The following is a 13321-nucleotide window of genomic DNA, read 5'->3' as shown; positions in this document are numbered from 1 at the left end:
TTAAAGTGGAATTCGCATCATAATTACTTAATCATAAAAGCTTTGCCATTCATATGGGCATGTGTTCGTCATTTTAAAAATCATTTTCTCTCTGTCATCAAGTCCATTATAATATTCTGAAAATTGGGTTAGATAGTCCTCTCCTTTTCCCATACTCCAAAACATATCATTACTGTCCATATTAGGGAATTTCTTCCACGGTGGTTGAATGGAATTCTCAAGTGGCTTGAAATGTCCAAATTGTTTAAAAAAATCACGCACATACATTAATGCAAAACCTAAGAGATTTTCTCCACGCCAATTATAAATATTTTCAATATCATCGTTATCTACAGCAATACCAATTCCCCAAATTACATCAACCGGACTTGCTTCTACCAAAATTCTATTTTCTGTTTGCAAAAGATAATTTGCTAATCTGGGATGTTGATTGAATTTATGTATATTTCCCAGTTTTACAATTTCAAATTTATGCTCATTCCAGATTTGTTGATCATAGCCTAGGATTTGTCTGCCTAGTTCTTTTGCTTCTCCAGGTTTTTCACAATTTATGATCTTATCAAAAAGATTATCATCACCGAACAGTAGAGCTTTGTGAGCCATCATCCAGTGTTCAGAAGTTTTATAATTAACACTGTCAACCTTAAAAGGGCAATCAAACCATTGGCTAAAACAAGATTTACTTACCACATCTTTATGTCTATTTTCATGTCCCCAAAAGAAAATATATTTCAAGGTCTCACCACTTTCAAATCTTTCAATTAACCAATCTATATCGTATTTTATCTTCATTTTGATGCTATCTAGTCTATCCAATTGATATTGAGATTTTTAAATTTTATTATGCCGTATCTTAGAGTGTGTTCAATTTAGATAATATCTAACATTAATTCCCAAAAAACATTTATTTTTTCTGTTTCAAGAAAGGGTGAAATATTCCAAATTAGATTATGTCCTTTCGTGTTAATCAAGAATCTTATGGATAATCGTTAGCTAAATTTACTTTTCAAATAATTTTGATGACAGAAATAATAAAAGCATCCACCTGCGAAGTAACACAGGGTATCTATTGGATCACTGACATTGTAATTGGTGTATTGAGGCATGATATATTCAAATACAATGGAAACGAAAAACGCTAATACGAGTATCTGATATATTGGATAATAATGGGGTGCGCTGTATAAAGTTAAAAGGAGATTGCCAATGCAAAATGCGATATATGCGATTAATGGAACAAAGACAAAATCTGTCAACCAGTTATTTAAAACCGGGATTGGCTGTCCTGTCTGCCTGCAATATCGAATAAGAATCCACGATAGACCATAAAACAGCAAGAATGGGTCAGATAAGTATTGCTTTAATGTGCAAAAGAAATTGCGATCAAGGTAGCGACTATTCCACATGTCATCAAGGTTAAAAACATATACCATCCCATAACTTTACTGGCTCTTTTCAAAGTACTATCTGTGGTATTAAAACCAAAAATAGTTTCTCGAATATCTTTAAGATTTCTTATGAACCAGTTCTCTTTTTGCGTTTTCATACACAAAAGTAAAAAATATATTCAAAATTAGAACAAAAGTTCTAATTTTGAATATGAATACAAAAGAACGCATTCTTGAAATTTCATTACAGGTCTTTAATACCAGAGGTCTTCGTAATACCAGTACCCGCCACATCGCCACAGAAATAGGTATCAGTGCAGGGAATTTACATTATCACTTCAAACATACGGAGGATATCATACAAGCCTTATTTGACCGTCTGATTAAAGAATCAGATGTGCTAATGGCATCTCTTGAAAACTATGTAGAAGGTGTTGACATGGAATTAGTATTTACTATTTTCAAAGATTTTTATAATCTGCTCACTCGTTATCAGTTTATATTCATAAACTTTGTTGAAATCTCCTTATGGATTCCTTCAATCCGCGAATCATATGCCGCAATAGTGATTAAACGAAAAAAGGAAACCAAACGTTTCTTTAACCTGATGGTTCAAAAGAAAGTGTTAAGAAATGATATTCCTGAAGAAGTGTGGGATTATCTGATCAACAATATTTTTATTGTGGTTGACTTTTGGCCCTCACATAACTTGATTAATGAAAAACTTGAAGGTCTCCAAGCGTATGAATCCTATGTCAGTTCCATCAAGGCTTTAATGTATCCCTATTTCACACATCCACAGTAACTAATAATAATTCAACTTAAATTGGATCGGCATCATTTAAAAAATATGAACGCGAAAATTACACCTTATTTAGACTCGACAGAAGGAAAAAGTAAACAGGTTGAACACATGTTTGATACCATCTCCGAAAAGTATGATCTCCTAAACAATATTATCACCTTTAGGATGGATAAAAGTTGGCGACGTAAAGTTTTTAAAATAGTTTCAGAATGTCATCCCCGTCACATACTTGACGTCGCAACCGGGACCGGCGATATGGCAATTCTTTTAGGAAGGACGCAAGCTGAAAATATAATCGGTGTTGATATCTCTAAAGGAATGCTTAAGATCGCAAATGAAAAAATTAGTGCCAATAAATTAGACGGACGCATTCACACTGAAGTGCAGCATGCTGAATCTCTATCTTTTGCTGATTGTTCTTTTGATATAGTCAATATCAGCTACGGTGTAAGGAATTTTGAAAACCTTGAAAAAGGACTTGGAGAAATGTACAGAGTAATGCAGTCTGACGGAACGATTGTTATTTTAGAAACTTCGGTTCCCTCAAATAAATTAATAAAATTTGGATACCTCCTGTATACGGAACACCTCATGCCAAGGATAGCCCGAATCTTTTCCAAAGATAAAAATGCATATGCTTACCTATCCAAATCGGCTATAAACTTCCCTTCTGGAGATAAATTCTTGAGCATACTGGAAGAATCCGGCTTTGTTAAAGTAAAAGCCTATCCACAACTTTTTGGTGCTGCCACCATTTATGTTGGTAAAAAGCAATAATAAAAAGCGGGCTTCCTGCTGAAATGAAGATCAGGTGCACAATTCAACAGGAAGCCCACTTATGGGATTATATTTCGCGACTGGAACAAAAACTAATATTTCACTTACGTTTGTTGGTGAAAAGCTACGACAAGAGAACAATCTGTACAAATTTCAACATAAAGTGTTCCTTCTGAACCGTTCATGATTTGATCCCAAGAAAGAGCCGCTAGTAATTTCATTTTCTTTTGACAGTCAGGACAGTTTTCATATTGCCAATCCTGCACCCATTCTGCGTTCCCTCCTATTATTGATACATCATCATTTCCGCATGCGAAATATACAGGTTTTTTTGAAATTGATAGAGCCAGTTTGTTTGTTGTCAATTCTTTAAAATCTGCTAACGACAAATAGTTTTCTTCTGTATACGGTTCTACGATCTCAAAAGTGCTCGCTCCATCAATTTGGTAACGAACTATTGTCTTTTCACACATACTTGCACAATTCGGACATATTGGAATTTTTACAAGCCCTGGTAATCCAAGAAATGATAGCCGTTCTTCGTTTCCATTTAGGGTTAAAATATCGACCGTTTGACAATTACAGATCTGACAATTCTCATTTTTTGGCACAGCTACTTTGACTGCATTATCTTCATGTTGTTCACCTTCTAAAAGTGAATAACACGTTTCATAATTAAGTTGAACCTTGTTTCCTGCTTGATCAAAAGTCCATCCGCCCAATGCGGCATAAAATGAAGGATCTACATACAGATTTTTACGCCAAGGCAGTGGATTTTTCTCCAGTTCATGGAAAGTCTTTCTTACTTTTTCACCACCTACCACGGCAAGACAACTTAATATATGGCCTGCATATGCACAATCAGGTGTACAGATTAATGCGATTAATTGATCTTGGATTTCATCTGATGCATTTCTATATAAGGTTGGCGGATAAAAGATCTTTTTTTGAAATGCTGCGTCAGCAATTTTACTTGTATCAATATCCTGATAAGCCAGTAATCCAGAGAAATCTTTATAGACTTCTTCCCATTTGTCAATGGTTTCAATTTTTGCAATAATATTTTCAACCGTTTCAAGAATCTGGCCCCTGCTCATCGATTCATAATGTTCTCGCAACTTTTTGTTTTTGCAAGAATAGCACAGTCCCTCAAAATATTTTTCTCTGTCACATTCAGGACATGGTATAGCTGCTCTCTGTGTCATTTATTTCAATCTTATTTTTAAAGTGATTTGGAAAAAGCCGGAACTAAATATTGGATTTTACGTTCCCATTTCAACATTTTCCCAGTCATTTTCACGGTTGAATGCCCATTCCAAAGATTTCCGTCGCTCATAAATCAGTCCTTCATTTAACTTAGCTTGACGGCCGTTTAGTCTTTCATCTACACAATACCAATGCAATCTATAATAGTAATCCAGCATCGTATATAGCTCGATCTCTGTACGTACTTTTGACAAACGCTCAAGCTTAAAATTCGTTTCACCATGTTGTAAATTAGGTAACAGGGAGACCATATGATCACCGACATAGTCCTCTGCTTCTAGACGCTCAATCATACCAGTTGCCCACATTAAAGCCCATAAACTTTCTAAATACCAATTCAGGCTATTAATTTCGATATCCGTTAGCTCATCATTATCTTTTTCTAAGATTTCTTTTTCAGCATCTGAAAGAAATACTAGAAGATTTTGGTTTTCAAGCCATTCCTTAATAACATAAACTGGAGCCTCAAAAGCAATGTTTATGAGCGCATTCATAACCGACATTCTGCCTTTTATTTCATCCAATGTCCGAAAAGAAGATGTCTCTAAAATGGGAAGCCAATCATTAACACGATAACCTTTATCTTTAATTATTTTATCGTTTTCTAATTTTATCTGATGTTTTTTTTCTTCTGTCATTTTATATTGTCAATTATAATAGTAAATATAGTTTGATAATGATCAAGGCATGGAAGTCATTTCTCTTCTCAAACGAAAATACAGATTAAGATAGTATCTGCAAACACGATAAAGAAGAGAATATGCGTTAAATTATGATTGTAATTAATTACATATTGCTTTCATGAGCGCTTATTGGTAGCTTTATAAGGAAAACAAAACAATCATTATCAATGAAGCAGATGCCACTAACAATTGATATACTAAACTACGGTCTAGAACTTTCAATGGATTTTGGTGAAAACTGGTTACAACCGATCAATGAAAGATTGTCAACTGTATTTCCGAATTTAAGTGCACAAAAACTGGAAGAGTGTCATTTAATTTGTAAGGCCGTGAATAAAATGGGAAATCGCTATGTACAAGAAAACCCAGTTCATTCAGGGACAGAGATTACATTTATTGCTTTTGAAGCTTTTGAAAAGTTTATGTTAAATAAGTATCATTGGGTATCTGCAAAAAATTTAAAACGCCTTTACAGTCAAAGTTGTTATTACGCTTATAAATAAAAACATCATGTAATAATGCAAACACCCTTTACGAATCGAATATTAGCATTAATGATGAGACCCCTATTTATTATGATGAGCAGTATGGCTTTACCTCAGTAAATTATCATAGTTAATGATGTTTTCTATTCATTAGGGTAACATTCTTCTTATTTCGAGTTATTCTATTTGGATAATGTAAAGAAGTTTAGAGAATACTAAATGCTATTATACAAGTTAAAAAGTTTTAAAATAAAAAAGATAAATAAATTTACAACAGCATTGATGGAAAATAAAACCAAGTTTGAAACTTTTGATCAATTGGTCTTTTTAACCGAATTATATCAAAATGATGATAGCTTTAATAAAACAGCATCCTTATTGATCAATGCATTAAATGATTGGCCTAATGCTCACTCATTAAAAATCTCGGAATTTATACAAGAGTTTGAAAGTTATTTTGGTAAGCCTATTACAATAGATAAAATCCGAAAGAATGCTATCGGTTCCACATCTCTCGATGCTTGGAGATGTGAAGCTGGAAGTTCATTAATAGAAATGATTGAACATGCAGAAGTACTTTATAATCGATCTGATTTTTCTTATATCATCGAACAAATAATCATTTATTACCAAAATAAAATTAAAATGATTGATTTTGTTGCTGAATTAACTTATAGAACTCTGGAAGAAGGAGGTCGATCAACTCCAGCTTTTTCAAAATATAGACCACAAGTAAAATTTGATTTTGACGACATGCAAACATCCGGAGAACAGACTTTTATTAATAAGACAGTTGTATATCCTGGGGAGGAAGTTAAAGCTACCCTTAGAATTATTGGACAAGAATATTTCAGTGGCAGGTTGGAAGAAGGAATGTTTTTTGAATTTCGTGAAGGAAGCAGGATAATTGGTACGGGAAAAATTGTAAAAATAATGAATGATAAATTGAGGAAAACTATAAATTTCTGATCGATTCAAATAGAGAAATATTGAATAATACGAATTAATAAAATACAATTACCCCCTTAGCGGTTCATAGTAAAGGATGATCGCACCGCTACTAAAAATCTTCGTTTTGTAGAGCTTCAATAAAGTTCGATCATGCATTTCCTCAAACAGTGACAAGCCCTTACCTGCGATAAGCGGATGCACACAAAACTGGTATTCATCAATCAGATCCCATTTCATGAGTTGATTAATCATACTCCTGCTGCCCAGTAAAATATCTTTCTCAGAATTTTCTTTCAGTGCTAAAACTTCCTTTTCAATATCCTGAGTTGCTAATCTTGCGGTATCCCAATCCGTATCTTTCAGTTTATTCGAAAAGACTATTTTTGGAATCTGATCTATTGCTATGGCAAAGTCATTCATCGATTTTTCTTCTGAAGGATCTTTTAAAAACGTCTGCCAATATTTCATAAGCTCAAATGTAATTCTACCATATAGAATGACCTCTGAATCCTTTAATAAATCCGTATAATGCTGATGAACTTCTTCGTCCGGTTGTATGGCCGTATGATCAAAAACACCATCAAGTGTCATATTGATCGCTGCAATTACTTTCTTCATTACCGCTCTTATTTTATATAAATGCCCGTTTTCTGAAATACCAGTATGAAAATACAAATTTTGAATGGTAAAATCTCACTTTGTCCATAAGTAAGATAGCTTTTCACATAAAATCGTCCAAAATACAGATCTAAAAAAGGTGCTCTTCAAGTCAATGAAAAGCACCTTTTATCCTTCTTTCTACTTCCTATTGCGAAGCTTTTAGAAACGCATCGTAGTTATCTTTGCTTTCGAAGTATGCGACTTCATCCTGATCTCCGATCAACACGATGTAGGCCGTTGCTTTATCTACCTTCTTTAAAGTGTGAGGATCGACCGCTATTCTGACCTTGGCATCATTTGGAATACGCTCTTTACACATCTCGCAACAACCGTAATATAGCTTACCCTCGAACGGAACTTCCAGTTGCTGTTTGCCCATATAGGCATCATTAACCATACAGACCAGATTATTGGGTACCTGATCTCCCTTTTTAGGAGTTGAAGTTCCTGCAGGAGCTAGAACCGGAACATGCTTTTGAGCCGGTGTACCACTAATCGCAGCCGCTTCTTTCGGTGCTTCATTCGTGCAGGATACCAGTACGATGGCGGCTATTGCCACCATCGCTATTGTGTTGAATTGTTTTATCATGATTTTAAATATTTTATTTATTTGGAATTGCTGAACCATCTTGAATCTCTTCATTGCCCATCTTAAGGATCACCGTATCTTCTGCCAATTCGCCCAATACTTCGACCATCTCAGGCATCACACGTCCTTTGCTTACCGCAATCTTTCTTGCTTTCCCACCTTCAACGGCAATGACATACATCCCCATATTACTGTCTACAACGGCAGATTTTGGGACAAAGAAAGTCGCTTCACTATTTTGTAAAGGAATTTGTGTTTCGGCTATCATAAAAGGTTTCAAAGCATTATTGGTATTGATAAAATCTGCCTCAACTTTCTCCGATCGCAAGTTTAAATCAAGACTACCCGATTTACGGCTTATCTTCGCAAAATATTTATGTTGCGGTTGCGATCTCACATAAAACTGAATGGTATCCCCCAGTTTTATAAAAGGAGTATTTGCTTCTGGTATGGAAAGATTCAAACGCAATTTCTGATTATTCTGAACCACTAAAAACGGTGATTTACCCATTGGTCCCACATAAGCACCCAAATCAACACTTCTATCCGTTATGATACCACTGAAAGGTGCGCGGATCACTAAATAATCGTCAATATTTTTGATTTCATGATACGCTGATTCTGCGGCGGCCAATTGTGCCTGATCCGATAATTTCCGGGCAGTGATCTGATCCATTGCATCGCGCGCGATAGCGCCCGCAGTCTGATTGGCTCTAACCATGCGATCATAAGTAGCCAGCGTTGATACATAAACAGCTTGCTGGGCCTTAAATTTCGCTTTAGCAGTTGCTACCTGCGACTGGATCTCAGTAGCCTCTAACGTCATCAAGATCTGTCCTTCAGAAACGCGATCACCGATGTCTACATGGATATTTTTAACGTAACTGTTTACTTTAGCAAACAATTCTGTGCTCTGATCAGGTTGCAATTCACCCGCTAGTTTCAGGATAACCAAAGGATTAATTTTCTTCACAGGAACGGTTTCGAAAGGATTCATCATCATCATACCCCCCATTTCCTTTTTCTGCTCTTCTTTATTTTCTTTTTTAGATTCAGCGCAGCCCGTGAAAATAAATGCCGATACAAGTGTTATATAAATTAAGTTTTTCATTTTTTTCTGTTTTCTAATTGTTAAAATGTACACTGTTTTCATCTTCAGGATCTAGAGAAGGTGATTGAACTTTAGTTTTACCCAATACCCAAGCAAAAACCAAGGGTAAAATGATGAGTACGGAAAAAGTAGAAGCTACCAGTCCACCGATAATCGCTCTACCTAAGGGTGACACTTGATCTCCACCTTCGCCAAATCCAATTGCCATCGGCAACATACCGGCTGTCATCGCCAAAGTGGTCATAATGATCGGACGGATACGCAGTCCCGTTGCTGTAATAGCAGATAGCATGGCATTTTTATTTTCTAACCGCAATGTCTCCGCATTACTGATCAATAGTACAGCGTTGGCAATTGAAACACCTACTGCCATAATAATCCCCATATAAGATTGCATATTGATAGTCGATCCGGTCAATTTCAGTAAAACCAAAGAACCAAATACCACGAAAGGGACTGTGGTTAAAATGGTCAGTGAAACCTTGAAGGATTGAAAATTAGCTGTCAGCATCAAAAAGATAACCACGATTGCAATCAATAATCCGCTCGCTAAGCTATTCATGGTATCGTCTAAAACTGGAGCCATACCCGCTACTTGTATATTCACACCTTTTGGCAGTTCTCCTAAAGAATCAATTGCAGCCTGTACATCTTTTTTAGCTCGGCCAAGATCAGTCTGATGTACATTGGCTGTTACAGTTGTGTAACCCATTGTTCCCAAATTATAACTTTCGCCCAATGTTTTAACAGGTGTTATGGTTGCGACATCGCCAAGTACAGGTCTGTCCGCATTTTTAGATAATGGAATGTTCGCCAGTTCATCTTGGCTGTTTAAAATATTTTGAGGCATTTGTACCTGCACGTCATAAGCAATCCCCATCATACCGCCTACCCACATATTTTTACTTGTATAACGTGAAGAAGCAGTACTGGCGACCAAAGACTTCGAAATATCCTGCGCATCTAAGCCTAACTGTGCGGCTCTATTTCTGTCAATATTAATTTCCAGAGCTGGGTAATTCATGGATTGTGGTATTTTGACATCACGTAAGTAATCCAATTCTTTAAGCTTCTCCATCAATTTATTGGCAGACATCGCATTCATCTTCTTCATCATACCCGAAATACGGATCTCAATAGCGGTATTCGCACCTTGACTTAATATTTTTTCGGTTAATTCGATTGGTTCGAAAGAAAGCTTAAGTTCTGGCATCGTTTTTTTGAGATGCGCTCTTATTTCATCTTTTAAGAGATCCGAATTCCCTTTAAAATCTTTTAGCGCTACCTGAAGTAATGCTTCATGTGGACCCGCATTATAAAGATAAATGGGACTTACCGCAAATGAGGATGGATGTAAGCCGACGTAGGCAGAGGAAATCGCAATTTTATCTTTCCCGATCAAAGTACCCAATTGATGCAATACGGCCTTTACCTTTTCTTCCGTTTTTTCAATTCGCGTTCCTTCAGGCGCAGTTATCCGCACCTGGAATTGGCTCGAATTGACGTTCGGAAGAACATCTTTTCCTGTAAACTGATACATAACAGCAACTAGGGCTAGGATCAGCACCAAACTGATCGAGACAATGATCTTCTTACTCGCCATTAATCGTTCCAACAGATTCGAGTAGCGAACTTTAAATCTATCGAAAGCTGTTTCTTTATGCACTTCACCCGCTACATGATTGTTTTTCATCATCCAATTGGCCATGATCGGCACAAAAGTCTGAGACATCAGGTAAGAAGTGATCATAGAAAATCCAATTGAAAGAGCCAGTGGCATAAACAGTGATCCCGGTATCCCCGTCATCACCAATGCAGGTGCAAATACGGCGAGAATACAAAGTAAGATCAATAATTTAGGGAAAGCGATCTCCATACAGGCATCCCAGATGGCCCTTGCTTTTGTTTTTCCCATTGCAAAGTGCTGATGGATATTTTCGATCGTGACCGTACTTTCATCCACCAGAATACCGATGGCTAGCGCTAATCCCGACAAACTCATGATGTTGATGGTTTGTCCAAATAATTTAAGAAAAAGCACACCTGAAATAATGGAAATCGGAATTGTTAAAATCACGATAATTGCGGCACGCATATCTCTTAAAAATAGGATCACCATTAAACCCGTTAGCAATGCTCCCAGGACCCCTTCTACAATCAGACTTTTTACAGCATTGATCACATAGACTGACTGATCAAATTCATAAGAAATCTTCACATCATCAGGGAGGTTTTTTTGAATATTAGGAATGACCTTTTTAAGGTTCTGTACGACATCATAAGTTGACGCTTTTCCTGATTTGGCTACATTGATATATACCGAACGCTTGCCATCAATCAAGGCATAGCCAGCTGTAATATCTGCACCATCTTTAACAGTTGCAACATCTCTTAAATATACATTATCAACCTGTCCTTTGAATAATGGAATATCGCCAAACTCTTCGACCGTCTTTAAGGTATTGTTGGTCGGTGTCAAGTAGTTGATATCGTCTATATACACGTTTCCTGAAGGTGATGTGATGTTCTGACGACTGATGATTTCCACAATCTGCTCTGGCGAAAGCTGGTGTACACGGAGTTTATTGGGATCAATATTAATTTCAATTGTCCGTGGACTACCGCCAAATGGTGGCGCTGTTGTTAACCCCGGAATGGCAATCAAGAAAGGCCGTGCTGTAAAATTGGCAATATCCTGCAGCTGATTATTCGTTTTGGATTCACTGCGGAAAACCAATTGACCCACCGGTTGTGATGAAGCATCAAACCGAATGATAAAAGGTGGCGGAGCACCATGCGGTAAGAATACCTGCGAGCGATTGGAGAGGGCTGTCAGCTGCGCAATAGCCTCTCCCATCTCAGTACCCTCATAAAAATTGACTTTCATCAATGTCAATCCCTGTGTATTTTTCGTCTCAATACTTTTTATTCCATTCGTAAAAAGCATCATATTGACATACATCTTGGTAAAGTAACCCTCCATCTGTTGTGGCGTATAGCCGTTAAACGAGTGAGCTACATAAACCACCGGTAAGTTCATCTCAGGTAAAATATCTACCTGTATATCTTTTGCTGCCCGTATTCCGAAGAATAAAAGGCCCAATACCATAACCATGATGGAAATTGGTTTGCGAAGTGCAAATCTGATTAAATTCATTTTCGAAGAAAAATTAGTGTTGAGTCGCTTTAAGTAAAATCGAAATATCTCCTTGTGCAGATGCTAATAGCAGCATCGCCTGCCAAACATTGTTTTGGGCAATTTCATAATCGACCTCAGCCCTATTGAGGCTGTACAATGCCTGTGTGAAATCAACCAATGTTGTAAGACCATTCTCATACAATGCTGTATGTTGACGATGGGCTAACTGTGAAGCGGTGAGCTGTACTTTTGTTTCTTCAAGATTATCGACTGCATTTTGAAACTGTACTTTCGCTAAATTGGTTTGCGCATTCAGTTCTTTCTCCAATAAAGTATAATCTTGCTTTAAGGATTGGGATTGAAACTTTTGCTCCTTTATTTTACTGTCAAACCGAAAGATATTTGTCAAATTCCAACTCAATGTACCTCCAAAAAGGTAATTGCTACGCTGAATTCCTGCACCTTTAAAATAGGAAGATGAATATGCGGTGTTATCCTGGACATAGTTCCAATCAAAACCTGAACCACGTCCCTGCACCACACCGAAAATATTGATGTTGGGCATTTTATGGCTGTGGATAAATTTTTCAGATTGCGCACTTTCATCAATCTTGCGTTGCTGCAATTCTAATAAAGGATGCCTCGCTACTTTACTTTGAATTTGATCCCATAACATAATAGGTACACTGGTATTGAATACATTGTCCAGTTCATACGTTTGAAAATCATCGTCCAACAAAACGGCAAGCTGTTTTGAATAGGCCAGTTCTTTATCGTAAGATTTGATTTCTAACGATCTCGCATGAGAGACCTCTGCTTTCGCAAGCGAAACATCAACTTCTGGAATTAAGCCACTTGTTGCCCGACTGTAGGTCATATCAAAAAACACCTGGGCACGTTCTGTATTTTTACCCTGAACAAATTTAATACGTTGGCTCGCCAATAGATTAAGATAGGACGCCGCAACTTTGACCTGATGTTCAAATATGATCTGATCGACATCAGCAGTTGCAGTCTGCTCCTTTGTACGGGCAAGTGCCACTTGATTTGTTTTTTTGCCAAAGGTGAATACATTCCAATTGACGTTGGCAAAATACAGAGACCCAAAAGCAGCATTCCAATTTTGTTCAGCCAAAGGCATTGAAGTTGCCGCAGAAGCTAAACCTCCATGAGCATACATGGGCCCGTTTTGTGCATTGATCGTTCCATAACTTTGCTGTGCACCCAAGGTCACATCGGGAAGAAATTGTTTGTTTTGAAAAATAGTATTCTGTTCAGCAGACTGAACAAGAGTTCTTTTTGATTTTATTTTATCATGCTGGTCAACTGCACGTTGCAATGCATCAGATAAGTTTAGTACTTGTCCAAAACCCGATGAGTTAAGAGCAAGTATAAAGCCTACTGACGCCATGAATTTAAGATTCATAGACGAAAGTTTAAAAAGTTATATAAAGAATGAGTACCGAT

At 36.9% G+C, this 13321-nt stretch carries 13 protein-coding genes; 4 read left to right on the top strand and 9 right to left on the bottom strand.

Annotated elements, in window-relative coordinates; all coding sequences use genetic code 11:
• Window positions 1-27 precede the first annotated feature (27 nt).
• Together HCX49_RS06550 and HCX49_RS06545 are read right to left on the bottom strand one after the other, a co-directional pair.
• Entirely contained in the window at window positions 28-792 is a 765-nt protein-coding gene (locus HCX49_RS06550) for an NADAR family protein (RefSeq protein WP_021188541.1), read from the bottom strand.
• 568 nt (window positions 793-1360) lie between these two features.
• A complete protein-coding gene (locus HCX49_RS06545) occupies window positions 1361-1546 on the bottom strand; it encodes a hypothetical protein (protein WP_021188542.1) in 186 nt (61 codons plus the stop codon).
• Window positions 1547-1599: 53 nt separating this feature from the next.
• Between HCX49_RS06545 and HCX49_RS06540 the strand changes: the two genes are divergently transcribed.
• Window positions 1600-2193: a TetR/AcrR family transcriptional regulator gene (locus tag HCX49_RS06540; protein WP_168126560.1), complete on the top strand. Its 594-nt coding sequence runs from the start codon at window positions 1600-1602 to the stop codon at window positions 2191-2193.
• 45 nt (window positions 2194-2238) lie between these two features.
• Window positions 2239-2970, top strand: coding sequence for a bifunctional demethylmenaquinone methyltransferase/2-methoxy-6-polyprenyl-1,4-benzoquinol methylase UbiE (gene ubiE / locus HCX49_RS06535; RefSeq protein WP_168126559.1), 732 nt, complete (start codon window positions 2239-2241; stop codon window positions 2968-2970).
• Window positions 2971-3074: 104 nt separating this feature from the next.
• On the opposite strand, the gene HCX49_RS06530 is transcribed toward ubiE, so the two are convergent.
• Entirely contained in the window at window positions 3075-4175 is a 1101-nt protein-coding gene (locus HCX49_RS06530; RefSeq protein ID WP_168126558.1) for a hypothetical protein, read from the bottom strand.
• A 57-nt stretch (window positions 4176-4232) separates the two neighbouring features.
• Window positions 4233-4874: a DUF4272 domain-containing protein gene (locus HCX49_RS06525; protein ID WP_168126557.1), complete on the bottom strand. Its 642-nt coding sequence runs from the start codon at window positions 4872-4874 to the stop codon at window positions 4233-4235.
• A 212-nt stretch (window positions 4875-5086) separates the two neighbouring features.
• Here HCX49_RS06525 and HCX49_RS06520 point away from each other — a divergent pair, with 212 nt between their 5' ends.
• Both HCX49_RS06520 and HCX49_RS06515 read left to right on the top strand, forming a co-directional pair.
• Window positions 5087-5422: a hypothetical protein gene (locus HCX49_RS06520; RefSeq protein ID WP_021188547.1), complete on the top strand. Its 336-nt coding sequence runs from the start codon at window positions 5087-5089 to the stop codon at window positions 5420-5422.
• A gap of 264 nt (window positions 5423-5686) precedes the next feature.
• Window positions 5687-6373: a hypothetical protein gene (locus tag HCX49_RS06515; RefSeq protein ID WP_168126556.1), complete on the top strand. Its 687-nt coding sequence runs from the start codon at window positions 5687-5689 to the stop codon at window positions 6371-6373.
• Between the two features lie 48 nt (window positions 6374-6421).
• Here the strand turns inward: HCX49_RS06515 and HCX49_RS06510 are convergent, their stop codons facing one another.
• The 5 genes from HCX49_RS06510 to HCX49_RS06490 form a co-directional block, all read right to left on the bottom strand.
• Complete coding sequence (locus HCX49_RS06510; RefSeq protein ID WP_168126555.1) at window positions 6422-6973, bottom strand: dihydrofolate reductase family protein; 552 nt, start codon at window positions 6971-6973, stop codon at window positions 6422-6424.
• Between the two features lie 187 nt (window positions 6974-7160).
• The gene (locus HCX49_RS06505) at window positions 7161-7604 is read right to left on the bottom strand and encodes a hypothetical protein (protein ID WP_237682730.1); all 444 of its coding nucleotides are present in this window, start codon (window positions 7602-7604) and stop codon (window positions 7161-7163) included.
• 13 nt (window positions 7605-7617) lie between these two features.
• Window positions 7618-8715 carry an efflux RND transporter periplasmic adaptor subunit gene (locus HCX49_RS06500; RefSeq protein WP_168126554.1) on the bottom strand — a complete coding sequence of 366 codons (1098 nt, stop codon included), beginning with the start codon at window positions 8713-8715 and terminating at the stop codon, window positions 7618-7620.
• 13 nt (window positions 8716-8728) lie between these two features.
• Entirely contained in the window at window positions 8729-11872 is a 3144-nt protein-coding gene (locus tag HCX49_RS06495) for an efflux RND transporter permease subunit (RefSeq protein ID WP_168126553.1), read from the bottom strand.
• A 13-nt stretch (window positions 11873-11885) separates the two neighbouring features.
• The gene (locus HCX49_RS06490; RefSeq protein ID WP_168126552.1) at window positions 11886-13280 is read right to left on the bottom strand and encodes a TolC family protein; all 1395 of its coding nucleotides are present in this window, start codon (window positions 13278-13280) and stop codon (window positions 11886-11888) included.
• Window positions 13281-13321: the final 41 nt, after the last annotated feature.

Origin of the sequence: Sphingobacterium sp. B16(2022) (assembly GCF_012030425.1) — a bacterium.
GTDB lineage: Bacteria > Bacteroidota > Bacteroidia > Sphingobacteriales > Sphingobacteriaceae > Sphingobacterium > Sphingobacterium anhuiense.
Note: the sequence above shows the minus strand (reverse complement) of the source record. Positions and strands in the feature narration are given on the sequence as shown.

Bases quoted from the DNA above. Each gene is read 5' to 3' on its own strand.
- HCX49_RS06550 (WP_021188541.1), bottom strand. From the start codon at position 792: ATGAAGATAAAATACGATATAGATTGGTTAATTGAAAGATTTGAAAGT.
- HCX49_RS06545 (WP_021188542.1), bottom strand. From the start codon at position 1,546: ATGAAAACGCAAAAAGAGAACTGGTTCATAAGAAATCTTAAAGATATT.
- HCX49_RS06540 (WP_168126560.1), top strand. From the start codon at position 1,600: ATGAATACAAAAGAACGCATTCTTGAAATTTCATTACAGGTCTTTAAT.
- ubiE (WP_168126559.1), top strand. From the start codon at position 2,239: ATGAACGCGAAAATTACACCTTATTTAGACTCGACAGAAGGAAAAAGT.
- HCX49_RS06530 (WP_168126558.1), bottom strand. From the start codon at position 4,175: ATGACACAGAGAGCAGCTATACCATGTCCTGAATGTGACAGAGAAAAA.
- HCX49_RS06525 (WP_168126557.1), bottom strand. From the start codon at position 4,874: ATGACAGAAGAAAAAAAACATCAGATAAAATTAGAAAACGATAAAATA.
- HCX49_RS06520 (WP_021188547.1), top strand. From the start codon at position 5,087: ATGAAGCAGATGCCACTAACAATTGATATACTAAACTACGGTCTAGAA.
- HCX49_RS06515 (WP_168126556.1), top strand. From the start codon at position 5,687: ATGGAAAATAAAACCAAGTTTGAAACTTTTGATCAATTGGTCTTTTTA.
- HCX49_RS06510 (WP_168126555.1), bottom strand. From the start codon at position 6,973: ATGAAGAAAGTAATTGCAGCGATCAATATGACACTTGATGGTGTTTTT.
- HCX49_RS06505 (WP_237682730.1), bottom strand. From the start codon at position 7,604: ATGATAAAACAATTCAACACAATAGCGATGGTGGCAATAGCCGCCATC.
- HCX49_RS06500 (WP_168126554.1), bottom strand. From the start codon at position 8,715: ATGAAAAACTTAATTTATATAACACTTGTATCGGCATTTATTTTCACG.
- HCX49_RS06495 (WP_168126553.1), bottom strand. From the start codon at position 11,872: ATGAATTTAATCAGATTTGCACTTCGCAAACCAATTTCCATCATGGTT.
- HCX49_RS06490 (WP_168126552.1), bottom strand. From the start codon at position 13,280: ATGAATCTTAAATTCATGGCGTCAGTAGGCTTTATACTTGCTCTTAAC.